Raw genomic sequence first — 24552 nt, 5'->3', positions numbered from 1 at the left:
GTCGCGGCATGACTCTTCTCCAGGACCAGATCACCGCCGTCTCCGATGTCACGCCGGCCGAGCGCGCACAGCGCCTGACCGATGCGGGAACGGCGTGGAACGAGCGCATCGCCGCCGATGCGAGCAGCGCACAGCTGACCTACCGGGTGAGCGGCAGAGGAATCGGGTCGGTCGCCACCGAGATCCGCGCCGGCAAGCACCGGTTCCTCGTGGACGAGCCGAGCGCGCTCGCCGGAGACGACGTGGCCGCGAGCCCCGTCGAGTACGCGCTGGGCGCGCTGGTGTCGTGCCAGGTGGTCGTGTACCGGCTCTACGCCCAGGCGCTCGGTCTCACGATCGACGAGATCGAGATCACGGCCGAGGGGGATCTCGACGTGCGGAAGCTCTTCGGCATCGACGAGTCGGGCCGTGCCGGGTTCCACGACATCCGGGTGAAGGTCGACATCTCGGGCCCCGACAGCCCCGAGCAGTATGAGAACCTCCGCCAGGTCGTCGACGCGCACTGCCCGGTCCTCGACCTCTTCGCGAACACGGTTCCCACGGCGAGCGCGCTCGCCTGAGGGAAACCCATCGGCAAGAACCCGGTGGTACTCTGATCTCATGGATACCACCTTTGTCGCTCCGATGGGCGACCGGGGCCGCCTGGTCGTCCCCGCCGAGCTCCGTGCGCGGCAGCACTGGGAACAGGGTGCGCGGCTGCTGATGATCGAGACGGACGGCGGAGTGATCCTGGTCACCCGGGAGCAGGCCAAGTCCCTGGTGCGGTCGCAGCTCGCCGGGAAGGACCTCGTCGCGGCGCTTCTCGCCGATCGTCGGTCCGCAGCGGCTGCGGAGGACGAGGTCGCGTGACCGTTCTCGACGCGTCAGTCGTCCTGGCATTCCTGCAGGCCGAGCCGGGCGCTGATGCCGTCGAGGAGCTTCTGGACGGTGCGGTCATCGGGGCGGCGAACTGGGCGGAGGTGGCCCAGAGGGTCCGAGCGTCGGGAGCCGACTGGGGCGTCGCCTCCGGACTGCTGCGCAGCTATGAGCTGGTGATCGAGCCCGTGCAGCACGCGGACGCCGAGGTCGCCGCAGCGATGTGGAAGCGCGGCAGCGGGTTGTCGCTCGGGGATCGGCTCTGCCTCGCGCTCGCCCGACGTCTCGATGTGACGGTGGTCACGGCGGACCGTGCATGGGGAGAGTCGGGCCGGATCACCCAGCTCCGTCCCTGACACCGGTCACTCCGTTCCATCGCGGGCTGATAGCCTGGTCGGCTCGCTGTTCGCGGGCGGAAGGACGGCCACGGACAGTGGGCTACATCGATGTCTCCGGAGTGTCTCTGACTCTCCCCGACGGCAGACCGCTTCTCGACGAGGCGACATTCAGGGTCGGCGCGGGGTCCACCAGCGCGTTGATCGGACCGAACGGCGCCGGCAAGACGACGTTGCTGCGCATCATCCGCGGAGATCAGCCGGCCGATGACGGCGTCGTCACGATCGACGGCGGCCTCGGCGTCATGGACCAGTTCGTCGGGCACGGACGCCAGGGTCAGACCGTGCACGAACTGCTTGTGAGCGTCGCTCCGCAGCGGATCCGCGGGGCGGCACAGGGGCTCGCGGCGGCGGAGAACGCACTGATCGAACGCGACGAGCACGACACCCAGATGGCGTACGCGTCGGCGATCGCGGAGTACGCGGATGCCGGTGGCTACGAGCACGAGACCGTGTGGGATCAGTGCACGGTGGCGGCGCTCGGCGTGCCGTTCGAGCGTGCGCGCTTCCGCGAGCTCACGACGCTCTCCGGCGGCGAGCAGAAGCGACTGGCGCTGGAGGCGCTGCTGCGCGGTCCCGACGAGGTGCTGCTGCTCGACGAGCCGGACAACTACCTCGATGTGCCGACGAAGCGCTGGCTCGAGGATCAGCTGCGGCAGACGCCCAAGACGGTGCTCCTCGTATCGCACGATCGCGAACTCCTCGCTCGTGCCGCGGACCGCCTGATCACTCTCGAACCGGGCGGCGCAGGTTCCACCGCGTGGGTGCACGGCGGCGGCTTCGCGACCTATCAGCAGGCGCGCACCGATCGGATGGACCGGCTCGACGAGCTCCGGCGACGCTGGGACGAGCAGCACGAGAAGCTGCGCACCCTGGTCGCGAACCTCAAGGTGAAGGCCTCGGCGAACGACGGCTTCGCGTCGCGGTATCAGGCCGCTCAGACGCGGCTCCGCAAGTTCGAGGAGGCCGGTCCGCCCGAGGAGCGGCCCCCCGCGCAGGACTTCGACATGCGTCTGCGGGGGTCGCGCACGGGCAAGCGGGCCGTGGTCGCCGCAGGCCTCGAGCTCACCGGTCTGATGAAGCCCTTCGACGCCGAGGTCTGGTACGGCGATCGCGTCGCGGTGCTCGGCTCGAACGGGTCGGGGAAGTCGCACTTCCTGCGGCTTCTGGCCAGGGGTGGCAGCGATCCGGATGCCACCCTCGGTCACGTCACGTCCACCGGAGAGCAGCTGAGCGAGGTGCCGCACACGGGCACGGCGACGCTCGGCGCCAGGGTCGTGCCGGGGCTCTTCGCGCAGACGCACGCGCACCCCGAGTTCGTCGGGCGCACGCTGCTGGAGATCCTGCACCGCGGAGACGACCGCCGCGCCGGGATGCCGAGGGATGCCGCCAGCTCAGCGCTGGATCGGTACGGGCTCGTCCGGCAGGCGCAGCAGACGTTCGACTCGCTGTCCGGTGGGCAGCAGGCGCGGCTCCAGGTGCTGCTGCTGGAGCTGTCCGGTGCGACGCTGCTGCTACTCGACGAACCGACGGACAACCTCGACCTGGAATCGGCTGAGGCGCTGGAAGACGCGCTCGCGCGTTTCGAGGGGACGGTGCTCGCGGTCACGCACGACCGCTGGTTCGCCCGGTCGTTCGACCGATTCCTGGTGTTCGGCTCGGACGGCGAGGTCTACGAGTCCGATGCGCCGGTCTGGGACGAGAGGCGGGTCGTGCGCTCCCGCTGACCGTCACCACGGGCGGCCGGCAGTCGGAACGGCTCAGCGGCGCGTGCCTTCGAGTCGAGGGCGAGGTCGGCGAGCACCGCGCCGATCCCGGTCGCGAACTTGAAGCCGTGTCCCGAGAACCCGGCGCCGACGACGATCCGGCCGCGGCGGTCGAGCACGAACGTGCCGTCGTCGGTCGAGGTGTAGGTGCAGCTGATGGGAACGCCGGATGCCGGGTCGAGGCCCGGCATCCATTCGCGCACGTACTCCGCCAGCGCGACCTGATGCGTCGGGCGGTGCGGGCGGGAGTCGGGATCGGCCTCGTCGCCGACCCGGTGGAATCCGACCTTCACGCCCTCGCCCGGGGTCGGCATCCCGTAGACGGTGCCGGGGTATGCCTCAGGATCCACATAGTGGTTGATCGAGGGCCAGGCGGCGTCCGTCCGCGGGGCGAAGTGCGCGGGCGTCTCCTCGGTGACGGTGAGCCGGGGGAGTCCGAGTCGGCCGAGGAGCTTCGCGGTCCACGCGCCGGCCGTGACGACGAGGGTGTCGGCCCGCAGTCGGCCGCCGTCGGCGAGATCGAGGATGATGCCGGCTGAGTCCTCGCCGATGTGGGCGACCGGCGTGCTCCAGCGGACCTCGCCTCCGCCGGCGACGACGCGACGTTCGAGCTCGACCAGCGCGTCAGCCGCCCGCACGACGCCGGCATCCGCCGACCAGAGCACGTCGTCGTCGAATCGCATGCCCGGCCAGCGGACGGAGGCATCCGCGGCGGTCAGGACCTCCGCTGCGATTCCCCGCTCGACCAGGCGCGCGCGCACCGATGCGATGTCGACGTCGCCGTGCGTGACCAGCCCGTGCAGGCGCAGCAGCGGTTCGCCGCCGACACGACCGAGCGCGTCCCACCCCTCGCGGGACCGCACGAGCAGGTCGAGATAGTGCTCCTCGTCGTACGCGTTGTTGAAGTTGCGCGTCGCGCCGTGCGAGGCCCCCGCGCGGTGCCCGCGGGCGAAGCGCTCGAGAACGAGCGGACGGATGCCGCGCCGCGTCAGCTCCCACGCCGTCGCCAATCCCATGACCCCGCCGCCCACGACGACGACGTCCGCCGGATCCCTGGTCATGCGCTCCTCCTGTGGTCGGTTCCAGTCTCCCAGCCGCAGGCTCGTCCGGGCGCCGGGTAGGCTGGACGGGTGACCATGGAGATCGAGCTCGGCCGAGGAAAGCGCGCACGCCGCGCGTACACGTTCGATGACATCGCGGTGGTGCCCTCGCGCCGCACGCGCAACCCCGAGGATGTCTCGACCGCGTGGACGATCGACGCGTTCGGCTTCGACATCCCGGTGCTCGGAGCGCCGATGGACTCGGTCGTCAGCCCGCAGACGGCGATCATGCTCGGGCAGCTCGGCGGCCTCGGCGTGCTCGACCTCGAGGGACTGTGGACGCGCTACGAAGACCCGCAGCCGCTGCTCACGGAGATCGCCGGGCTCGACGACGGCGAGGCGACCGTCCGCATGCAGCAGCTCTACTCCGAGCCGATCAAGCCCGAGCTCATCACGCGCCGGCTCGCCGAGATCCGCGAGGCGGGCGTCACGGTCGCCGGCTCCCTCACGCCGCAGCGCACGCAGGAGCACTACGACACCGTGGCCGCGGCCGGCGTCGACCTGTTCGTCATCCGCGGCACCACCGTCTCGGCCGAGCACGTGTCCAGTGTCGACGAGCCCCTGAACCTCAAGAAGTTCATCTACGACCTCGACGTCCCGGTGATCGTCGGCGGCGCCGCCACCTACACCGCGGCCCTGCACCTCATGCGCACGGGCGCCGCGGGCGTGCTCGTCGGCTTCGGCGGGGGAGCGGCCTCCACGACCCGTGCGACGCTCGGCATCCACGCGCCGATGGCCACCGCGGTGTCCGACGTCGCCGCCGCGCGACGCGACTACCTCGACGAGTCCGGCGGCCGCTACGTGCACGTCATCGCTGACGGGGGCGTCGGCACCTCCGGCGACATCGTCAAGGCGCTGGCCATGGGAGCGGATGCCGTCATGCTCGGCGTCGCGCTCGCCCGCGCCACCGACGCTCCCGGCCGCGGGTTCCACTGGGGCCCGGAGGCCCATCACTCGAAGCTGCCGCGCGGACGCCGCGTCGAGGTCGGCGGCATCGGCACGCTCGAGGAGATCCTCTACGGTCCCGCGCCCGTCGCCGACGGCACCGCGAACCTCATCGGCGCCCTGCGCAAGTCCATGGCGACCACCGGATACTCCGACCTCAAGGAGTTCCAGCGGGTCGAGGTCGTGCTCGCCCCGTACGAGGCCTGAGGCTCCGCGCGTCACCGTGACCACTCCTGCGCCGTTCCCGCCGACCCTTCGTGAGGTCATGCTCCGGGGACGCTGGATCGGGATGCTCCTGCTGTGCCTCTTCGTCGCCGGGGTGTTCGCGTGGCTCGGGCAGTGGCAGCTCGAGCGCGCGATCGAGACGGATCCGCCCCCGGCGGGGGCGACCGAGCAGGTGCGGCCGCTCACCGATGTCGTGGAACCGGGGCAGTACCTTCCCGAGCCTCTCGTCGGCCAGCGCGTCGAGACATCGGGGACGTGGGTCGAGGGCGACTTCCTCGTCGTGTCGAGCCGGTTCAACGACGACGTCGAGGGATATTGGGTCACCGGCCAGCTGCGAGTCGCCGACCGCACGTCGATCGCGGTCGCGATCGGCTGGGCGCCCGACCGCGAAGCGGCGGATGCGGCCGTCGAGCGCCTCGCCGCCGAGGACGACGGCTCCGAGGTCGCGATCAGCGGCAGGATCATCTCCGACGAGGGCCCGGCGGTCCCGCCGCGCACCGACCCGGAGCGGATGGATCGGATGTCGACGGCAGCGCTTCTCAGCCGGTGGAGCGACACCGCGGATCTCGACGTGTACCGCCCGTATCTCGCCTCGACCACGGCGACGGCCGGGCTCATCGACATCTCCTCTCCCGCGCCGGAAGAGCAATCGCCGATCAACTGGCTGAACATCTTCTACGCGGTCGAGTGGGCGATCTTCGCGGGCTTCGCGTTCTACCTCTGGTACCGCCTGGCGAAAGACGCCTGGGAGCGCGAGGTCGAGGAGTTCGACGAGGCGCGGAGCGCGGAAACAGCCTGATCACATCGCGCATCTGCGCGGAGATCCGTGCGCACATGTGCGCCGGAATGCCGGGATATGGACCTTCGTCGGGGGTCGCCGCGGCCATCCGGTGAGCGGTCGGTGACGAATCGGAGAACTCCATTGAGGATGTCCGGAGCGCTCCGTATGCTCGCAACATGTGTGCGGGCTGGGAGACCCCGGTGCGCGCCGTGACAGATTCATGAGAGATGTCGCACCACCGACCGAGGAGACCGCACCGATGATGTCCGCTCCAGAGGACGGGAACCGCATGGCTCCCGTCGCTCACCGTACAAACCGGGGGCGCGTCGGCGCTCTCGCCGTGACCTGTGTGGCAGCGCTGGGCTTCGGCTCGCTGACCGCCGTGCCCGCCTTCGCCGATCCGGCAGGGACGGGGGTGGTGATCAACGAGGCGTACCTCTCCGGTGGCAGCGCAGGGGCCGCCTTCAAGAACAAGTTCGTCGAGCTCTACAACCCGACCTCCGAGCCGGTCACCCTCGACGGCATGTCGCTGCAGTACCGCTCCGCGACGGGCACCGGGCCCTCGAACGGCGTCGCGCCGCTCACCGGCGTCATCCCGGCCGGCGGCTACTACCTGGTGCAGGGCAACAGCAACGGGGCCAACGGCGCCGACCTCCCGGCTCCCGACGCGGTCAGCACCCTGACCCCGAGCGGCACCACCGGCACGCTCGCGCTCGTCGAGGGCACGGCCGCCGTCACCCTCACCCCCGGCTCGGTCGCGGGCGTCGACGGCGTGGTCGATCTGCTCGGCTACGGCACCTCCAACACCTTCGAGACCGCGGCGGCCACGGCGCCGGCGGGGAACACCGACGTCAAGTCGCTGAACCGCACAGGCGGCGCCGACACCGACGACAACAGCGTCGACTTCACGCTCTCGGCCACCATCACCCCGCAGGGCACCGGCGGCACCGACCCCGATCCCGACCCCGATCCCGATCCCGATCCCGATCCGACCACGGTCGCGATCGCCGACGTGCAGGGCACGGCCGACGTCTCACCGCTGAGCGGCCAGACCGTCACGGTCGAGGGCGTCGTCACCGCCGACTACCGCACCGGCGGCTACAAGGGGATCGTCATCCAGACCCAGGGCTCCGGCGGCGCGACCGACGCCACGCCCGGAGCGTCCGACGGCATCTTCGTCTTCCTGAACGCGCTGGCCCCGACCCTCGCGATCGGCGACCTCGTCTCCGTGACCGGCGCGGTCGGCGAGTACTTCGGCCAGACGCAGCTGAACCCCGGCGCGGTGACCGACATCGAGGTGCTCGCGGCAGGTGCCGGAGTCCCCGCGGTCACTCCGCTTCCCGACACCGTGCGCGGCGCCGACCGCGAGCAGTACGAGAACATGTACGTGGCTCCGGAGGGAACCTACCGTCTGGCCTCGAGCCACCAGCTCTTCAACTTCGGCACGCTCTGGCTCAACGCCGGCGCGGACCTCAACGTCAAGAGCACCGAGACCACGCGCCCCGGTGACGCGGCGGCGGCCATCGCCGCGGCAAACCGGGCCAACCGCCTGCTGCTCGACGACGGCTGGTCCATCCAGGTGACGAACAACGGCCACCCCGGCGCCCAGCCGTACTTCACGAAGGACGCGGTGGTCCGCAACGGCGACACCGTCGACTTCGGCGACAACGGCTACGTGCTGCAGTGGGGCTTCGACGACTGGCGTCTGCAGCCCGTCATCCCGATCGACGATGCCTCTCCGGCAGACCTCAAGGTCGGCTTCGCGGCGACGAACCCGCGCACCGAGTCGGCTCCCGAGGTCGGCGGCGATGTGCAGGTGGCCTCGTTCAACGTCTACAACTACTTCACGACGCTGACGTCCGAGAACCCCGATGCCCGTGGTGCCGCGAATGCGGCCCAGTTCGCCATCCAGAAGTCGAAGATCGTCGCGGCGATCAACGGCCTGGATGCCGAGATCGTCTCGCTCATGGAGATCGAGAACTCCGTCAAGCTCGGCGAGCCGATCGACTCGGCCCTCGAGGACCTGGTGGCAGGTCTCAACGAGGACGCCGGGAGCGACGTGTGGGACTACGTGCCCACCCCTGACGCGCTGAACGATGCGGCGACGACGGACTACATCACCAACGCGATCATCTACAAGAAGGATGCCGTCACCACCGTCGGCGACAGCGCGACCGTCACCGACGAGACCGTCTGGGGCAACGCGCGTGAGCCGATCGCCCAGGCGTTCGACATCGACGGCCGGGTCGTCACCGTGGTCGCGAACCACTTCAAGTCGAAGTCGCCGCCCCAGGGTGCGGGTGCAGAGCCCGCCGACGGCCAGGGCTTCTTCAACGCCGACCGCGTCGCGCAGGCGCAGTCGCTCCTGGAGTTCACGACCGACCTCGAAGAGGCATCGGGCAGCGGCGACATGCTGCTGATCGGCGACTTCAACGCCTACGGCAAGGAAGACCCGATCGACGTCTTCACCGCGAACGGCTGGAGCGACCTGGTCGCCGACAGGGCCGCCGGTCAGTACACGTACACGTTCGACGGCGAGCTCGGCTCGCTCGACCACGTCATCGCGTCGCCGTCGCTCGCCGCGTCGATCACGGGCGCCGGCGTCTGGGGCATCAACTCGCCGGAGTGGAGCGACCGCGGCTACGCGTTCGGCGCCACCGAGTCGGGCACGCCCTACCGTTCCAGCGACCACGACCCGATCATCGTCGGCGTCTCCTCGGAGATCCCGCCGGTGAGCATCGACGTCGTCACGGTCAACGACTTCCACGGTCGGATCGAGGCCGACGGCGCCGCCGCAGGCGCGGCCGTCCTCGCGGGTGCGGTCAAGCAGTTCCGCGACGCGAACCCGAACACGATCTTCGCCGGAGCCGGCGATCTGATCGGCGCGTCGACGTTCACCTCGTTCATCAATGACGACAACCCGACGATCGACGCGCTCAACGCCGCCGGCCTCGACGTCAGCGCCGCGGGCAACCACGAGTTCGACCAGGGCTGGGAGGACCTGCGCGATCGCGTGCAGGACCGCGCGGACTGGGAGTACATCTCGTCGAACGTGTTCATGACGGAGACGGGTGAGCCTGCGCTCGCCCCGGCATGGGTCAAGGAGCTCGACGGCGTCAAGGTCGGGTTCGTCGGCGCCGTCACCGAGGACCTCGACTCGCTCGTGTCGCCGGAAGGCATCGCCGACCTCGAGGTGCGCAGCATCGTCGACTCGGTCAACGCGGTGGCCGACGACCTGCGCGACGGCGATGAGTCCAACGGCGAGGCGGATGTCGTCATCCTCCTCGTCCACGAGGGCGCGGAGAGCGTCGATGTCGGGGCCATCACCCCGGAATCGCCGCTGGGCGAGATCGTCTACGGCGTCGATGACGACGTGAACGCGATCGTCTCGGCGCACACGCACCTCGCGTACAACCACGTCATCGACGGCCGCCCGGTCGTCTCGGCGGGGCAGTACGGCGAGAACCTCGGTCTGATGAACATCCAGGTGGACGCGAAGACGAAGGAGCTGATCTCGATCACCAACGAGATCAAGCCCCTCACGGCTGCGGGTGCGCCGCTGTACCCGGCCGTCCCCGAGGTCGCCGACATCGTGGCCAAGGCGAAGGCCGAGGCCGACGTGCTGGGGGCGATCAAGGTCGGAGACATCACCGCCGACCTCAACCGCGCGCGTCAGACCAGCGGCTCGGAGAACCGCGGTGGCGAGTCCACCATCGGCAACTTCGTCGCCGACGTGCAGAAGTGGTCCACCGATGCCGACATCGCGCTGATGAACCCGGGCGGAATCCGGGCGAACCTCGCGTACGCCTCGACCGGAGCATCCGATCCCGACGGCAACGTCACCTACCGTGAGGCGGCGACGGTCCAGCCGTTCGCGAACACGCTGGTGACGCTGACCCTCACGGGTGCTCAGCTGAAGGGCGTGCTGGAGGAGCAGTGGCAGCCGGCGGGCTCGGCGCGGCCGTTCCTGAAGCTCGGCGTCTCCGAAGGGCTCGTGTACACCTACGACCCCGCAGGGGCGCAGGGCTCGCGGATCACGTCGATCACGCTCGACGGCACGCCGATCGATCCGGCGGCCGACTACACGGTCGCCGCGAACTCGTTCCTCGCCGCCGGTGGAGACAACTTCTCCACCTTCAAGCAGGGCACGGGCAAGCGCGACACCGGCAAGATCGACCTGCAGTCCATGGTCGACTGGTTCGACGCGAACAAGACCGCGAGCCCCGACTACGCCCAGCGCGCGGTCGGCGTCGCGATCAGCCCGGCGGATGCCGACGGCTACAGCGCCGGTGACCAGGTGACGGTCTCGCTCTCCTCGCTCGCGTTCAGCGCGGGGGAGCCGGCTCCGGGCGAGGTGTCGCTCTCGCTGGGCGGCACGCAGCTCGCGGCCGGAGCGATCGATCCCGCCATCGTCGACACCACGGACGAGGTCGGGCGTGCGAGCCTGACGTTCACGGTGCCGTCGGGCGTCTTCGGGGAGCAGCAGCTCACCGTCGCGGTCGCGGGCACCGGGACCACCGTGCAGGTGCCGTTCACGATCGCGGGCGAGGAGGAGTTCGCCGGCACGATCGCGCTCGGCTCCTCGAAGGTGACGGCGGGCAAGAAGCTCACCATCACCGGCGAGGGCTACCAGCCCGGTGAGACCGTGACGGTGGAGCTGCGCCCGAAGAAGGGGCAGGCCATCGAGGTCGGCACGATCCAGGTCGGCGACGACGGCTCGTTCAGCACCTCGGTGACGGTTCCGAAGAAGACGCAACCAGGCAAGTACACGGTGGCGGTGGCGCAGGCGGACGGTGACGAGGCGACGGCCACGGTCACGGTCAACCGCGCCGGCGGCATCGGCGGCGTCATCGGGGACATCCTCGACTGGCTGTGGGATCTGCTCACCGGGTGGTGGTGATCCTGCACGCAGGATGACAGAGCGGAGGCCGTCGGGAGAGATCCCGACGGCCTCCGTCGTTCAGGAGTACACCTCCACCGGGGCCCAGGCGAAGCCGTCGGGATCGACCGCTGTCCCGAGTGCGCCGTTGACGGTGAGCCGGTGCGATCCGGAGCCGGCAGCGGGCACGCCCGCATCCTTCGCGAGCGAGGCGTGGCGGTAGAGCCCGAGTCCGATCGGGCTCGTCCCGGTGTCGAACTGCACGTAGCTGCGGCCATAGCTCTTCGCGACGGGGATGCCGCGCTCCGTGTAGAACGTCCGCGAGGCGACGACGTCCTCGGCGCCGAGGAGCAGGATGATCTCGTCGATGGAGCGGCTCGGGGGAGCGGTGTCCTTCTTCGACGAGGTGGCGATCTTCCACATCGCCCCGTCCGGCGCCTGCACGGTGCCGCCCACGCCCCAGAGCGACTTCGTGACGGGCTTGACCACGCTGGCTCCCGCGGCGACGGCGGCGTCGACGAGGGCGTGCACGTTCCCCGGCTGCGAGACCACCAGCGAGAGGGTGTATCCGCGGAACCCGGATGTCTCGGCATCCGAGGTGCGGAATCGCAGACGATCGCCGAGGTCGAACGTGTCTGCGTAGAAGGACTGTGCGGCCTCGAGGTCGGCGACGTCGAGGGTGACGGAATCGATGATCGTGTTCATGTCATCGACGCTACGGAGCAGCAGCGGGCGGCGCTTCTCGAATCCTGACCGATCCGCGTCTGCCCGGGCGTCGTCGACTCAGGGAGTGAGCACCTGCACGTCGGCCTGCGCGAGGGCGGCGGCGATGCGCGCCGGCGGCGGCGCGTCGGTGATCAGGTAGTCGGCGCGGTCGAGCAGCGCGATCTGCGCGAAGAAGCGGCGACCCAGCTTCGTGGAGTCGGCGAGGATCGCGGTCCGCTCCGCGCGCTGGATCATCTCGGACATCATGGCCGCATCGCCGAGGTTCGAGGTCGAGTATCCGGCCTCGTCGATCGCGCCGACCGCGATGAGTGCCAGGTCGCAGCGGATGTCGACCTCCGGTCCGCCGGGGGTCATGGTGAACGTCACCGGTCCGGTGGTCGCCTGGGTGATCGAGCGTACGGCTCCGCCGAACACGTACAGGTCGCGGAAGGCCGACGGCGAGAGCTCGCCCGGGATGCGGAGGTTGTTCGTGGCGATCGTGAGGTCGTGATGATTCCGCAGCGCTCGTGCGACCGCGAGGGTCGTCGTGCCGGCGTTCAGCATGATGACCGAGCCGTCCTCGACGAGCCCGGCCGCCACGCGCGCGATCCGCTCCTTCTCCTCGGTCTGCACGCGCATGCGCACGTCGAGCGCGCGGTCCTTGAGGGGGCCGCTCGCGGAGCTGACCGCCCCGCCGTGGGTGCGGACGAGCACGCCCTCGCGGTCGAGCTGGTCGAGGTCGCGGCGGATCGTGTCGATCGAGACGCCGAAGTGCTCGGCGAGATCGCTGACCGTCACCTGCCCGGTCTGCTCGACGTAGCTGGCGAGGTCGGCTTTTCTGCCCGCAGGCAGGCGGCGTCGCGCCGTTCCGGAAGCATCCATGACCTCATCTTTAGCACATTCGAGAGACCAACACCGCATAGTCATGCAAAAAGACGCACATCAGCGACACCGGCGATCGGTGCAGGAAATCCCTGTGATTCTGGGAGAGGCAGGAGGAAATGCGACAAAGTTGCCCTTGACGATCACGCAGATGTCGGCATAACATGGCTCAAAACCGCATGAAGAAGCATTGAAGCGCGTCATGCGGCACGATCTCGAAGAGGAGAAGTGATGAGCACAGTGGGACGAGGGCGCGGACGAACCCGAATGATCGTCGGCGCCGCGACCGCGACGGTTGCCCTTCTGGCGGTGGCGGGCTGCACGCCCAGCACCTCAGGCGACGGGGGCGGCGACGGCGAGGATGTCACGATCGAGTTCGCTCAGTGGTGGGAGCCGGAGCTGCCTGACGGCGAGTTCCGCGCGCTCATCGACAAGTTCGAGGAGGCGAACCCGGGCATCACGGTCGAACTGGTCAGCGGTCCGTACGCGTCGACCAAGGAGCAGCTCTTCGCCGGAGCGGCATCCGGCACCATGCCCGACGTCGTCGGACTCGACGGCGCCTGGGTGAACGACTTCGCCTCGCAGGGTGTGATCGCTGATCTCACCGCGCTGATGAAGGAGAACGACTACGACGACAGTCAGCTCGCCAGCCAGATCCAGGTCGACGGCAGCACCTACATGATCCCGGTCGTGAACTTCGTCTATCCGATGTTCACGAACGACGACCTGCTGGCGCAGGCCGGCGTCACCGCGCCGCCGACGAACCGCACGGAGTTCGCGGATGCCGCAGCCAAGGTCACAGCCCTCGGCGGAGACGTCTCCGGCTGGGTGCTCCCGCTGTCGCTCGAGACACCGAACGGCGTGCAGAACGACGTGATGTCGTGGGTCTGGGCGTCGGGCGGCTCGATGCTGAAGGACGGGCAGCCCGACCTGACCAACGGCGACGTCACCTCGGCTGTCGAGTACATCGGCGGCCTGTGGGACGACGGCGTCATCGCTTCCGGATCGTTCACGATGAAGGAGCAGGACAAGGTCGAGGAGTTCACCAACGGCCGTGCCGGCATGATGATCGACTCGCTCGCGCACATCAACCTGATCCGAGAGACGAACCCCGACCTGAAGTTCTCCATCTCCGCGCTCCCCGCGGAGGACGGCTACGACGGAGAACGAGGCATCCCGTACGCATCCTGGGGCATCGGCGTCGCCGAGAACTCGGAGCACAAGGACGCCGCCTTCAAGCTCGTCTCCTTCCTGATGAGCGAGGAGACCAACTCGGAGCTCTCGACCATGGCCAACGCGTTCCCGGGCAACTCGGAATCGGTCCCGGCCTTCGTCGAGGACGACGAGCTGTTCAAGAAGGCGTTCGAGATCTACCAGGCGGGTTACCCGGCGAACGAGTTCACGGGTCTTCCCGTCGCGGAAGAGCTCATGCGTCAGCTCGGCGAGCAGCTGCAGTCGGCGTTCGACGGTCAGCAGTCGATCGACGATGCGCTCAAGAAGGCACAGGAGGCCTGGAAAGCGGAGTTCTGATCTCCCGCCTCCCGCATGAACGGGGTGCCGCATCGCCGCTGCGGTGCGGCACCCGACCAACCAAGGAGCACCGGTTCCCATGAGCCTGAGAACGACCGACGACACCGAGGTGATCGTCACGGGAGTGCCGCTGTCGCGCCGGCGACGTCAGCTGCGCAAGACCACGGAGTCCTACGCCTTCCTGTCGCCCACGATCATCCTGCTGCTCGTGCTGATGATCGTGCCGATCATCATGGTGATCGGCTACTCGTTCCAGGACAACGTCATCCTGAACAAGTCGCCCGAGTTCGTCGGCATCGCGAACTTCGTCGAGATCCTCGGCGATCCCGGATTCTGGAAGGCGACCGGCAACACCCTCGTCTTCACGATCGGCAGTGTGATCGCCCACCTCATCCTGGGGCTCGGCTTCGCGATGATGCTGAACAGCACGCTGCTCCACCATGCGGCCCGCGCGATCTTCCGGGCCCTCTACGTCCTTCCGTGGCTCTTCACAGTCGCGGTGATCGCCGTGCTCTGGCGCATGCTGCTCGCTCCGAACGGTGTGATCAACTTCCTGCTGAACACAGACATCGAATGGCTCGCCTCGCCGCAGCTCGCGCTCGGCACCATCACGTTCATCAACATCTGGGCGGGGTACCCGTTCTTCATGGTGAGCCTGCTCGCCGGGCTCCAGGGCATCCCCGGTGAGCTGAACGAAGCGGCGACCGTCGACGGTGCGAGCGCCATCCAGCGGTTCTGGAACGTCACGATCCCGCAGCTGCGGCCGATCATCGTCAGCCTCGTGCTGCTCGACCTGATCTGGACCTCTCAGCAGTTCGCCCTCATCTGGATGACGACGGGCGGCGGTCCGATCGACGTGACCGAGGTGCTCAGCACCTTCACCTACAAGCTGGCGTTCGCCAAGTACGACTTCTCGCTCGCCGCGACCTCCGCCGTCCTCGTGCTGCTGATGTCGATGGTGCTCGCCGTGTTCTACGTCCGTCACCAGAAAGCGAGGGACTGACCATGGCTCTCACCGTCAAGGGCAAGCGCCGGGTCGCCACCGCGGGTGTGTCCATCGGCCTGATCATCGGCGCGGTCTTCGCCGCCGGACCCGTGCTCTGGATGCTGTCCAGCTCGTTCAAGTCCAACACCCAGATCTTCGAGCTGCCCCCGCGGCTGCTCACCGACACGTTCTCGTTCGACGCCTACATCGCGATCTTCACGAACCCCGAGACCATGCGGTTCTTCCTGAACAGCTACATCGTGGCCGGTGCGGTGACCGTGCTCACCCTGATCGTCGCGATCCAAGCGGCCTACGCGTTCAGCCGGTTCGACTTCCGCGGCAAGCGCATCCTGAACGTGGTGATCGTGAGCGTGCAGGCGGTGCCGCCCATCACGCTGCTCATCCCGTACTTCGGCCTCATGGTGGCGCTGGGCCTCTACAACTCGTATGCGGGCCTGATCCTCACGTACATGGTGTTCACCCTGCCGTACGCGATCATCATGATGACCGGCTACTTCAACACCCTGCCGCGCGAGCTCGACGAAGCCGTGCGCGTGGACGGCGCCGGCTCCATGACGGCGCTCTGGCGGATCCTCGTCCCGATCTCCGTCCCCGGCATCGTCTCGGTCGGCATCTACACCTTCATGATCGCGTGGAACGAGTACCTGTTCGCGTTGACCCTGACGCGCACGATCGACATGCGCACCGTCCCCATCGGCATCCAGCTCCTCATGGGACAGCACTCCTACGAGTGGAACCAGATCATGGCGATGAGCGTGCTCGGCTCGATCCCCGTGCTGCTGCTCTTCCTCTTCTTCCAGCGCTACTTCATCAGCGGGCTGACCGCCGGCTCCGTGAAGAGCTGACCTCCGTCCGACCGGACCCACGACCACCACGAAACAGGAGAAACACGTGCTCTACACCGGCAAATCCATCCTCGACGTCGCCAATGCGAACAACTTCGCGATCCCGGCGTTCAACATCAGCGACTGGGCGATGTTCACCGGCATCATCGACATCAGCGAGGAACTGAACGCCCCGGTCATCATCGCGATCCACCCCGACGAGGTCTCGCACATCACGACCGATCTGATCACCGCGATGCGCTCGCGTGCCCATCGGGCGAGCGTCCCGGTCGCGATCCACTGGGACCACGGCGGCACGTACGAGCAGATGATCACGGCGTTCCAGGCCGGCTTCACCTCGGTCATGATCGACGCCTCGCTGCTGCCGTTCGAGGAGAACGTCGCGCTGACCCGCAAGGTCGTCGAGGCCGCGCACGCCGTCGGCGTGCAGGTCGAGGGCGAGCTCGGCACGATCGGCGCGAACGACAGCTACGGCGAGTCGGGTGCGGCGGAGATCATCTACACCAACCCCGACGACGCGGTGCGCTTCGTGCAGGAGACCGGGGTCGACAGCCTGGCCATCGCGATCGGCACCTCGCACGGGCTCTACCCGGCCGAGAAGAACCCCGAGCTGCGTCACGATCTGCTCGAGCAGATCAAGGCCGCCGTCGGCATCCCGCTCGTCCTGCACGGCGGATCGTCGAACCCCGACTCCGAGCTGCGCCGCGCCGTCGAGCTCGGCGTCAACAAGATCAACATCTCCAGCGACATCAAGGTCGCGTACCACAACCGCATGCGCGAGATCCTCGGCACCGACGAGCGTCTGCGTGAGCCGAACGCGATCCAGCCCGAGCCGATCGCCGCCATGAAGGCCACGGCGGCTGAGAAGATCAAGCTGTTCGGTGCCGACGGCAAGGCCGGCCTGTACTGACGCACGAATCGACGGGGAGGGCGCTCGACGGATGATCGGCGATGTGGGCAGGCAGCTGGTGCTCGGGCTCGGCGGCACGGTCGACTACGAGCTGCGGTGGGACTCCGCGGTGCTCGAACGGCTCGCCGGCGAGCATGAGGTGGGCGTCGGCGACCTCATCACGACGGGGCCGATCGTCGACGAGCGCTCTCTCCTGGTCGCCGTGCTCGCCTTCGCCGCAGAGGGGATCGGGGCGGAGCGCTTCGTCGCCTCCTCCGAGGTCGTCGAGCGCTTCGCCGCGCATTTCGTCTACGACGTGACCCTGGGCGGCACGGGAGTCCGCGCCGGTCTCGTGCTCGACGGTCTCGGCATCCCGAGCGTGCAGCATCTGGTGAGCATCGACGACAACGTGCGTCGCCTTCTTCCCGACAGGATCACGATCCTGTCGTCCGCCGACGGGGACACGCTGGATCCGCACCTGATCGTGCAGTATCCGGCGGGGGCGCGTGTGCGCCTGACCGACGGCGAGGTGGTCTCATCCGGGGCCAATCGGCTCATCTTCGCCAACGATCCGCCGAATCGGACGATGGCGATCGCCGCAGGCCTCTCCGAGGCGCTCGCGGAGGCTTCCGCGTTCCTCATCTCGGGGTTCAACACGATGCAGGACCACGACCTGCTGGTGCGGAGACTCAGCGAGCTCCTCACCGCGATGGCGCGCCTGGCGGCGGGGGCTCTGGTGTACTACGAGGACGCCGGCTTCTACACCCGCGCGTTCGCCGAGACGGTGCGCGCGCGGCTGCTGCCGCACATCCACGTGTACGGCATGAACGAGGACGAGCTGCAGGAGTATCTCGGCCGGGCTGTCGATCTGCTCGATCCGGCGCAGGTCGCCGCGGCGCTGGGGGAGATCCACCGGCTGATCCCCGTGCCCGCCCTCGTGGTGCACACGCGCTACTGGGCGCTCGCGGTCGGACCCGACGCGTCGCGGCATCGTGCGGCGTTGGAGAGCGCGGTGCGGGTGGCCGCGACCCGCTATCGTCTCGGAGACGGGTTCACCGCCGCCGACGCGGACGCGACGGCCGCCATGAAGCGGCACGACGGGGGAGTCTCGCTCGTCCGTGCGATCGAAGAAACCACCCCGGATGCCGTCGGCGTCGCCGCGTTCGCCCTTGATGTCGCATCGCCCACCACCATCGGCCTCGGCGACACCTTCGTCGGCGGGTTCCTCGCCGCCCATGCCCGGAACGGAGAACAGCAGTGAGACCGATCATCCTCCCCTCGAATCGCCCGCCGGAACGCTTCTACCGCGGCGGCGCCCGGATCTCCGCGTTCCGAGGGGAAGCGGCGGCGGCTCCCCGTGAGCCGGAGGACTGGGTCGGGTCCACGACGACGATCCGTGGCGAGGAGGCTCTCGGCCTGACCAGCCTCCCGGACGGGCGGCTGCTCCGCGACGCGATCGACGCGGATCCGGTCGCGTGGCTCGGCGAGCGTCACGCGCGGCGCTGGGGTTCCGACGCCCGCCTGCTGGTCAAGCTCCTCGACGCCGGTCAGCGCCTGCCCGTGCATGCCCACCCGCACGACGACTTCGCTGCCTCGCACCTCGGCCGCGCGCATGGCAAGGCCGAGGCGTGGTACATCCTCGAGGGCGGCACGGTCCACGTCGGGCTGCGCGAGGATGTGGCGGTCGAGGCCCTCGCAGATCTCGTCGCGCGCCAGGACGTCGATACGCTCCTCGGCCTTCTGCACGCCGTCGAAGTGCAGCCGGGCGACGTCGTCTGGGTCCCGCCGGGAGAGCTGCACGCGATCGGCGCCGGCGTGCTCCTCGTCGAGCTGCAGCAGCCCGAGGATCTGTCGATCCTGCTCGAGTGGGAGGCGTTCGAGATCGACGGCCCTCAGCACGGGCACCTGGGCCTCGGCTTCGACCTCGCGCTCGCCGCCGTGACCAGGACGGCGCGGAGTCTCGCCGAGATGGGAGCGCTCGTGCATGCGGCACCGCCGTCGGGCTCGGTGTTCCCCCGCGATGCCGACGGGTACTTCCGCCTGGAGCGGATGCCGGTCCACGGCGCTGCCGTCGTCGAGCCGGGCTTCGCGATCGTCGTCGTGGTCAGCGGAACGGTCGATCTCGCCGGGCAGCAGCTCGCCGCCGGCGCGACGGTGCTCGTCCCCGCAGCCGCGGGCCGTCTCGAGGTCAGCGGAGACGGCGAGCTGCTGGTCGCTCGTCCGCCGGCGCCCTGAGCGGCATCCCGTGCACAACCGCGGAGATGGGGCCCGACACGCCGCCGGAACGGACCGGACGCCCGGGGATTCGCCTTCGATCTCCGAAGTCGTGCACGCGCGGAGGCGGTGCCGACACCTGAATCGGACTGTTCGCGCGCCGTCTAGACTGGACTCATGCCCGAACCGAAAGTCGCCAGCTTTCCGGCGATCCGCGGTGCGCTGAAGTTCTACCAGATCGCGTCGATCATCACCGGAGTCATGCTGCTCCTGCTGGTCGCCGAGATGGTGCTGAAGTACACGCCGATCCACCTCGAACTCTTCGCCGGGGGCTCGGGCGGACCGCTCTGGTTCGCTCCGGTCGTCGAGGGCCCGGAGGGCCTCGAATCCACGGGCGACGGATTCAACCTGTCGCTGTTCATCCTCGTGGCGCACGGCTGGTTCTACGTCGTCTACCTGTTCGCGTGCTTCCGCATGTGGAGCCTGATGCGCTGGCCGTTCCTGCGCTTCATCCTGCTCGCGCTCGGCGGTGTGATCCCGCTGCTCTCGTTCATCATGGAGACGATCGTCGCCCGCGACGTGAAGACCTATCTCGCCACCAGGGAGGCCGCAGACGCTTCGACAAGCTCAGCGACCCACCCGAACAATGCCCCGGAAGGTGTCCGTTGACCGAGCATTCCGAGACCGAGCAGCGCCCTGCTCTCGTCGTCGACTTCGGCGCGCAGTACGCGCAGCTGATCGCCCGCCGTGTGCGTGAGGCGGGTGTGTACAGCGAGATCGTGCCGCACACCGCCACCGCCGAGGAGATCGCGGCGAAGAACCCGGTGGCGATCATCCTCTCCGGCGGGCCCTCGTCCGTCTACGAGGAGGGCGCTCCGCGCCTCGACCCGGCCGTGTTCGACCTCGGCGTCCCGACGCTGGGCATCTGCTACGGCTTCCAGTACATGGCGCAGACCCTCGGTGGCGAGGTCGCCCACACGGGCCTGCGCGAATACGGCGCGACGGATGCCGTCATCTCGGGTGACGGCGGAACCCTGCTCGGCGGCCAGCCGGCGGAGCAGAACGTGTGGATGAGCCACGGCGACCAGGTCGCCAAGGCTCCCGAGGGCTTCGAGGTCCTCGCGACCACCGACGCCACCAAGGTCGCGGCGTTCGCGAACGAGGAGCGCGGCTTCTACGGCGTGCAGTGGCACCCCGAGGTCAAGCACTCGGACCACGGCCAGCGCGTGCTGGAGAACTTCCTGCACAAGGGCGCCGGTCTCGCCTCCGACTGGAACAGCGGCAATGTGATCGCCGAGCAGATCGAGCGCATCCGCGAGCAGGTCGGCGACGCCCGCGTCATCTCGGCCCTCTCCGGCGGCGTCGACTCCGCGGTGTCGACGGCTCTCGTGCACAAGGCGATCGGCGACCAGCTGACTGCCGTGTTCGTCGACCATGGGCTCCTCCGCAAGGGCGAGCGCGAGCAGGTCGAGAAGGACTACGTCGAATCCACCGGCGTCCGACTCATCACGGTCGATGCCGCCGACACCTTCCTCGGTCACCTCAAGGGGGTCACCGACCCCGAGGAGAAGCGCAAGATCATCGGCCGCGAGTTCATCCGCGCGTTCGAGAAGGTGCAGCTCGACCTCGTCGCCGAGGCGAAGGCCTCGGGCGGCGCTCCCGTGAAGTTCCTCGTGCAGGGGACGCTGTACCCCGACGTCGTCGAGTCCGGCGGCGGAGCGGGCACCGCGAACATCAAGTCGCACCACAACGTGGGCGGACTTCCCGACGACCTCGACTTCGAGCTCATCGAGCCGCTGCGCGCGCTGTTCAAGGACGAGGTCCGCGCGATCGGCCGCGAGCTCGGCATCCCCGAGGCGATCGTCGGCCGCCAGCCGTTCCCCGGCCCCGGTCTCGGCATCCGCATCATCGGCGAGGTCACGGCCGATCGTCTCGAGATCCTGCGCGAGGCCGATGCCATCGCCCGCGAGGAGCTCACCAAGGCGGGCCTCGACCAGGAGATCTGGCAGTGCCCGGTCGTGCTCCTCGCCGACGTGCGCTCGGTCGGCGTGCAGGGCGACGGCCGCACCTATGGTCACCCGATCGTGCTGCGTCCGGTCTCCAGCGAAGACGCCATGACGGCCGACTGGACCCGCCTGCCGTACGACGTGCTGTCGAAGATCTCGAACCGCATCACGAACGGCGTCCGCGACGTGAACCGCGTCGTGCTCGACGTGACGTCGAAGCCGCCGGGGACGATCGAGTGGGAGTAGGGGACGCCGTGTCCCCGGATACGGCGGCCGGGGAGCTCCCCGACGCCGAGTACCTGGTGCTGTCCAGCCGTCTGATCCCGGGCCGGGACGGCGGATACACGATCGCCTCGCTGGCCCGCGCCCGGCAGCTGGCCCGTGCCGGCGTCGCCGACGGCTGTGGGCCGCAGCTGCTCACCTTCGATCCCGGTACGGCGGCCGCGCACGCGGAGCACCGGGCGTTCTTCGCCGAGCACGGCGAGCTGACCGACCCGTCGCGGATGCGCAATCTCTTCGACGAGGCCGCCGCGCCCGGCGGGGGAGCGGCGGCCTGGCTCCTCGCGGTGGCGGATGCTGCGGCGTCACCCGAGCCCGGCATCGAGTACCGGGTGCTCGAGGACGCCGACGGCCGCCCGTTCGCGGCGCTGCCGGTCATCCCCGGGAATCCCGACTGGCATCTCACCGAGCAGCCCGTGCTGATCCACGATGCATCGGGGGAGGTCGTGGGCGGTGTCCGCGGGTTCCGCGGGCTGTACTGTGCGTGGCTCGACCACGTCACGGCGTCCTTCGGCGACCGCCGCATCGTCGTGATCTGCGAGTCCCGACAGCTCGGCGAGCTCGTCGCGGACTGGTCGGATCCCCGTGTGCGCATCATCCACCCGATCCACACCATCCACCTCGAGGCGCCGTACACGCCGGATGCGCCGATGAGCGTGTTCTGGAAGCGCTGGCTCGCGCTGGCCGACCGGTTCGACGCGGTCGTGTGGCCGACCGAGACGCAGCGCGACGACGTGGTGGCCCGGTTCGGCGACGCGGCGCGGCACGTCGTCGTCCCCAACCCCATCACACCGGTCGAGCGGCGGGATGACCTGCGCGAAGACGGCCTGGTCGTCGTGCTCGGGCGGCTCGCTCCCGCCAAGCGCGTCGATCAGGCGATCCGCGCATTCCTCGCCGCCGATGTTCCGGGCGCCCGGCTGGAGATCTGGGGCGAGGGAGCCGAGCACGAGAAGATCCAGACCCTGCTCGACGAGCTCGATGCGGGGGAGCGGATCCTGCTCGCGGGCTACACCGACGACCCGGGGCGGGTGCTCGATCGTGCGTCCGTCGTCGTGACGTCCACGGCGTTCGAAGGCCAGCCGCTCGGAGTGGTCGAGGCGCTGCTGCATGGTGCGCCCGTCATCGCCTACGACGTGCGCTACGGCATCCGTGATGTGCTGCAGCAGGGCGGGGGAGTCCTGGTCCCCGGCGGCGACGTCGAGGCCCTGGGCGACGCCCTGCGGCGCGTGCTCACTGATGACGAGTGGCGCGCGCGGCTCAGCGCCGAGGCCCCCGCGGTCGCAGCGGCCTGGAACCCCGAGCACTCCCTCGCCGCTCTCGCCGCGGTGATCCGGGACGCGGTATCGCGTCCTTCGCGCCGCTGAGCTCCGCGCGCGACCGGCACGGCCTCGAGAGAGAATCTCGAGAAAATCTCCCGAGGATGTCGATCCGGGGCATTCCCGTTCGACGTCTGTGATGAGAGGGTCGAGAGACGGCCCCTCGAACAAGGAGAACATCATGAAGTACATGCTCATCATGCGCGCGACCGACGAAGCGGTGGAGTCCTTCAAGGAGATGCCGTTCGAAGAGGTCATCGAGGCGATGGGGAAGTACAACGAGTCCATGATCAAGGCCGGCGTGCTGGCCGCGGGTGAAGGCCTCACCGACGCCGCCGAGGGATTCGTCGTCGACTTCAGCGCCGAGACGCCCCTGATCACCGACGGCCCCTACGGCGAGACCAAGGAGCTCTTCAACGGGTTCTGGATCATCGAGGTCTCCAGTCGCGAGGAGGCTGCCGAGTGGGCGAGCCGCGCACCCCTCGGACCCGGCTCCTTCCTCGAGGTGCGCCGCGTCACCGACATGTCCGACTTCCCCGCCGACAACGAGTGGATCCAGAAGGAAGAGGGCTGGCGCGACGAGCAGGCGCAGCGCGCACAGCAGTGATGGACGACTCCCCGCGCAGCGAGACGGCGCGTTCCGCCCCCGATCAGGGGTCGACGGAGCGCGCCGTCGCCGCCGTCTGGCGCATCGAATCCGCGCGCATCGTCGGTGCCCTCACCCGCATCGTCGGCGACTTCGGCCTGGCGGAGGATCTCGCGCAGGAGGCGCTCGTCGACGCGCTGCGGCAGTGGCCCGTCGAGGGGGTTCCGCGCAACGCGGCGGCCTGGCTCACCGCGGTCGCGAAGCGCAAGGCCATCGACGGGTGGCGCCGTCGCGAGCGGCTCGACGAGCGCGTCGCGCTGCTCGCCCACGACCTGGAGCGGGAGCAGGCGGAAGCGGGGGACATGCTGTGGGATCCGGATGCCGTCGACGACGACGTCCTGCGCCTGATCTTCATCGCCTGTCACCCGGTGCTCTCGAAGGAGGCGCAGGTCGCACTCACCCTGCGCGTCGTCGCCGGTCTGTCGAGCGAGGAGATCGCCCGCGCGTTCCTCGTGCCGACGGCGACCGTGCAGCAGCGGATCGTCCGTGCGAAGAAGACGCTCGCCGCCGCGAACGCCCCGTTCGAGGTGCCGCCCCGCGAGGAGCACGCGCAGCGCCTCGGAGCCGTCCTGGGGGTGCTGTACCTGATCTTCAACGAGGCGCACGCCGCGTCGAGCGGCCCGGACCTGATGCGGCCGGAGCTCAGCGACGAGGCGATCCGGCTCGGCAGAGTGCTGGCGGCGCTGATGCCCGGCGAGCCCGACGTGCACGGCCTGCTCGCGCTCATGGAGCTGACGGCGGCGCGGTTCGCGGCTCGGGTGGACGCGAACGGCGATCCCGTGCTGCTGGCCGATCAGGACCGGCGCCGCTGGGATCGCAGCCGTATCTCGCGGGGTCGTGCGGCTCTCGCTGCGGCGGATGCCGTCGGTCGCGGTCGCGGCGCCTACAGCTTGCAGGCAGCGATCGCCGAGTGCCATGCCGTCGCGGCATCCGTCGACGACACCGAATGGGACCGGATCGTGCTGCTCTACGAAGCGCTGGGACGCATCGCCCCCTCACCCGTGGTCGAGCTGAACCGTGCGGCCGCGGTGGCGATGGCCACGGGCCCGGCATCGGCGTTGCGCATCATCGACCAGCTGTCGTCGTCGGGCGTGCTGCGCGGCTACCACCTGCTGCCCGCGACGCGCGGCGAGCTGCTCCTGCGTCTCGGGCGCGAGGAGGAGGCGCGGAGCGAGTTCGCCGTGGCAGCGGGGCTGGCCGGAAATGACCGGGAGAGAGCGCTGCTGGATCGGAAGGCGCACGGACACGAAGGATGACCCGCCCCTCCGACAGCTGATGCTGCCGAAGG

Annotated in this window: 21 protein-coding genes; 18 read left to right on the top strand and 3 right to left on the bottom strand. The window is 69.2% G+C overall.

Translation table 11 applies throughout. The annotated features are described in order from the left end of the window. Nucleotides 1-8: 8 nt before the first annotated feature. The 4 genes from LBN7_RS03880 (at nucleotide 9) to LBN7_RS03865 (ending at nucleotide 2977) form a co-directional block, all read left to right on the top strand. Nucleotides 9-560: an OsmC family protein gene (locus LBN7_RS03880; RefSeq protein WP_116634582.1), complete on the top strand. Its 552-nt coding sequence runs from the start codon at nucleotides 9-11 to the stop codon at nucleotides 558-560. A 40-nt stretch (nucleotides 561-600) separates the two neighbouring features. Beyond that, complete coding sequence (locus LBN7_RS03875) at nucleotides 601-849, top strand: AbrB/MazE/SpoVT family DNA-binding domain-containing protein (RefSeq protein ID WP_407360998.1); 249 nt, start codon at nucleotides 601-603, stop codon at nucleotides 847-849. Next, nucleotides 846-1211: a type II toxin-antitoxin system VapC family toxin gene (locus LBN7_RS03870; protein WP_407360997.1), complete on the top strand. Its 366-nt coding sequence runs from the start codon at nucleotides 846-848 to the stop codon at nucleotides 1209-1211. Before LBN7_RS03875 ends, LBN7_RS03870 begins: the two co-directional genes overlap by 4 nt. Nucleotides 1212-1288: 77 nt before the next feature. Next, nucleotides 1289-2977 (top strand): ABC-F family ATP-binding cassette domain-containing protein, encoded by a 1689-nt coding sequence (locus tag LBN7_RS03865; protein ID WP_407360996.1) that lies wholly within the window; start codon nucleotides 1289-1291, stop codon nucleotides 2975-2977. Here LBN7_RS03865 and LBN7_RS03860 read toward each other — a convergent pair. Further along, on the bottom strand, nucleotides 2923-4077 hold the full coding sequence (locus LBN7_RS03860; protein WP_407360995.1) for an FAD-dependent oxidoreductase: 1155 nt from the start codon (nucleotides 4075-4077) through the stop codon (nucleotides 2923-2925). The genes LBN7_RS03865 and LBN7_RS03860 overlap by 55 nt on opposite strands. Nucleotides 4078-4152: 75 nt before the next feature. Between LBN7_RS03860 and LBN7_RS03855 the strand changes: the two genes are divergently transcribed. The 3 genes from LBN7_RS03855 to LBN7_RS03845 all read left to right on the top strand — a co-directional run bounded on the left by LBN7_RS03855 (nucleotide 4153) and on the right by LBN7_RS03845 (nucleotide 10967). After that, nucleotides 4153-5268 (top strand): GuaB3 family IMP dehydrogenase-related protein, encoded by a 1116-nt coding sequence (locus LBN7_RS03855; protein WP_116634586.1) that lies wholly within the window; start codon nucleotides 4153-4155, stop codon nucleotides 5266-5268. Between the two features lie 58 nt (nucleotides 5269-5326). Then, on the top strand, nucleotides 5327-6085 hold the full coding sequence (locus tag LBN7_RS03850) for an SURF1 family protein (RefSeq protein WP_407361696.1): 759 nt from the start codon (nucleotides 5327-5329) through the stop codon (nucleotides 6083-6085). A 322-nt stretch (nucleotides 6086-6407) separates the two neighbouring features. After that, a complete protein-coding gene (locus LBN7_RS03845) occupies nucleotides 6408-10967 on the top strand; it encodes an ExeM/NucH family extracellular endonuclease (RefSeq protein WP_407360994.1) in 4560 nt (1519 codons plus the stop codon). Between the two features lie 60 nt (nucleotides 10968-11027). Here LBN7_RS03845 and LBN7_RS03840 read toward each other — a convergent pair whose 3' ends face one another. Beyond that, on the bottom strand, nucleotides 11028-11651 hold the full coding sequence (locus tag LBN7_RS03840; RefSeq protein WP_407360993.1) for a glyoxalase: 624 nt from the start codon (nucleotides 11649-11651) through the stop codon (nucleotides 11028-11030). 78 nt (nucleotides 11652-11729) lie between these two features. Beyond that, entirely contained in the window at nucleotides 11730-12533 is an 804-nt protein-coding gene (locus LBN7_RS03835; protein ID WP_116634590.1) for a DeoR/GlpR family DNA-binding transcription regulator, read from the bottom strand. A 231-nt stretch (nucleotides 12534-12764) separates the two neighbouring features. Between LBN7_RS03835 and LBN7_RS03830 the strand changes: the two genes are divergently transcribed. The 11 genes from LBN7_RS03830 (at nucleotide 12765) to LBN7_RS03780 (ending at nucleotide 24520) form a co-directional block, all read left to right on the top strand. Next, complete coding sequence (locus LBN7_RS03830; RefSeq protein ID WP_116634591.1) at nucleotides 12765-14063, top strand: sugar ABC transporter substrate-binding protein; 1299 nt, start codon at nucleotides 12765-12767, stop codon at nucleotides 14061-14063. Between the two features lie 79 nt (nucleotides 14064-14142). Beyond that, nucleotides 14143-15066: a carbohydrate ABC transporter permease gene (locus LBN7_RS03825; RefSeq protein ID WP_116634592.1), complete on the top strand. Its 924-nt coding sequence runs from the start codon at nucleotides 14143-14145 to the stop codon at nucleotides 15064-15066. A 2-nt stretch (nucleotides 15067-15068) separates the two neighbouring features. Continuing rightward, complete coding sequence (locus tag LBN7_RS03820; protein ID WP_116634593.1) at nucleotides 15069-15914, top strand: carbohydrate ABC transporter permease; 846 nt, start codon at nucleotides 15069-15071, stop codon at nucleotides 15912-15914. A 46-nt stretch (nucleotides 15915-15960) separates the two neighbouring features. Further along, on the top strand, nucleotides 15961-16824 hold the full coding sequence (locus tag LBN7_RS03815; RefSeq protein ID WP_116634594.1) for a ketose-bisphosphate aldolase: 864 nt from the start codon (nucleotides 15961-15963) through the stop codon (nucleotides 16822-16824). Nucleotides 16825-16867: 43 nt separating this feature from the next. Beyond that, on the top strand, nucleotides 16868-18064 hold the full coding sequence (locus LBN7_RS03810; protein ID WP_407360992.1) for an ADP-dependent glucokinase/phosphofructokinase: 1197 nt from the start codon (nucleotides 16868-16870) through the stop codon (nucleotides 18062-18064). Next, nucleotides 18061-19038: a class I mannose-6-phosphate isomerase gene (locus LBN7_RS03805; RefSeq protein WP_407360991.1), complete on the top strand. Its 978-nt coding sequence runs from the start codon at nucleotides 18061-18063 to the stop codon at nucleotides 19036-19038. Before LBN7_RS03810 ends, LBN7_RS03805 begins: the two co-directional genes overlap by 4 nt. A 156-nt stretch (nucleotides 19039-19194) precedes the next feature. After that, a complete protein-coding gene (locus LBN7_RS03800) occupies nucleotides 19195-19686 on the top strand; it encodes a DUF3817 domain-containing protein (RefSeq protein WP_116634596.1) in 492 nt (163 codons plus the stop codon). Continuing rightward, the gene (gene guaA / locus LBN7_RS03795; RefSeq protein WP_116634597.1) at nucleotides 19683-21269 is read left to right on the top strand and encodes a glutamine-hydrolyzing GMP synthase; all 1587 of its coding nucleotides are present in this window, start codon (nucleotides 19683-19685) and stop codon (nucleotides 21267-21269) included. The genes LBN7_RS03800 and guaA overlap by 4 nt, the downstream gene beginning before the upstream one ends. Nucleotides 21270-21277: 8 nt before the next feature. Then, on the top strand, nucleotides 21278-22666 hold the full coding sequence (locus LBN7_RS03790; protein WP_407360990.1) for a glycosyltransferase: 1389 nt from the start codon (nucleotides 21278-21280) through the stop codon (nucleotides 22664-22666). A 133-nt stretch (nucleotides 22667-22799) separates the two neighbouring features. Beyond that, nucleotides 22800-23225 carry a YciI family protein gene (locus tag LBN7_RS03785; RefSeq protein WP_116634781.1) on the top strand — a complete coding sequence of 142 codons (426 nt, stop codon included), beginning with the start codon at nucleotides 22800-22802 and terminating at the stop codon, nucleotides 23223-23225. Further along, the gene (locus tag LBN7_RS03780; protein WP_407360989.1) at nucleotides 23225-24520 is read left to right on the top strand and encodes an RNA polymerase sigma factor; all 1296 of its coding nucleotides are present in this window, start codon (nucleotides 23225-23227) and stop codon (nucleotides 24518-24520) included. Before LBN7_RS03785 ends, LBN7_RS03780 begins: the two co-directional genes overlap by 1 nt. Nucleotides 24521-24552 lie beyond the last annotated feature (32 nt).

This window comes from Microbacterium sp. LBN7 (assembly GCF_045690345.1).
In the GTDB taxonomy this organism is placed as follows: domain Bacteria; phylum Actinomycetota; class Actinomycetes; order Actinomycetales; family Microbacteriaceae; genus Microbacterium.
The sequence above is the reverse complement of the archived record's forward strand: the minus strand, read 5'-3'. Positions and strand labels throughout refer to the sequence as shown.

Bases quoted from the DNA above. Each gene is read 5' to 3' on its own strand.
- LBN7_RS03880 (WP_116634582.1), top strand. From the start codon at position 9: ATGACTCTTCTCCAGGACCAGATCACCGCCGTCTCCGATGTCACGCCG.
- LBN7_RS03875 (WP_407360998.1), top strand. From the start codon at position 601: ATGGATACCACCTTTGTCGCTCCGATGGGCGACCGGGGCCGCCTGGTC.
- LBN7_RS03860 (WP_407360995.1), bottom strand. From the start codon at position 4,077: ATGACCAGGGATCCGGCGGACGTCGTCGTCGTGGGCGGCGGGGTCATG.
- LBN7_RS03855 (WP_116634586.1), top strand. From the start codon at position 4,153: ATGGAGATCGAGCTCGGCCGAGGAAAGCGCGCACGCCGCGCGTACACG.
- LBN7_RS03850 (WP_407361696.1), top strand. From the start codon at position 5,327: ATGCTCCGGGGACGCTGGATCGGGATGCTCCTGCTGTGCCTCTTCGTC.
- LBN7_RS03840 (WP_407360993.1), bottom strand. From the start codon at position 11,651: ATGAACACGATCATCGATTCCGTCACCCTCGACGTCGCCGACCTCGAG.
- LBN7_RS03835 (WP_116634590.1), bottom strand. From the start codon at position 12,533: ATGGATGCTTCCGGAACGGCGCGACGCCGCCTGCCTGCGGGCAGAAAA.
- LBN7_RS03830 (WP_116634591.1), top strand. From the start codon at position 12,765: ATGAGCACAGTGGGACGAGGGCGCGGACGAACCCGAATGATCGTCGGC.
- LBN7_RS03825 (WP_116634592.1), top strand. From the start codon at position 14,143: ATGAGCCTGAGAACGACCGACGACACCGAGGTGATCGTCACGGGAGTG.
- LBN7_RS03820 (WP_116634593.1), top strand. From the start codon at position 15,069: ATGGCTCTCACCGTCAAGGGCAAGCGCCGGGTCGCCACCGCGGGTGTG.
- LBN7_RS03800 (WP_116634596.1), top strand. From the start codon at position 19,195: ATGCCCGAACCGAAAGTCGCCAGCTTTCCGGCGATCCGCGGTGCGCTG.
- LBN7_RS03785 (WP_116634781.1), top strand. From the start codon at position 22,800: ATGAAGTACATGCTCATCATGCGCGCGACCGACGAAGCGGTGGAGTCC.
- LBN7_RS03780 (WP_407360989.1), top strand. From the start codon at position 23,225: ATGGACGACTCCCCGCGCAGCGAGACGGCGCGTTCCGCCCCCGATCAG.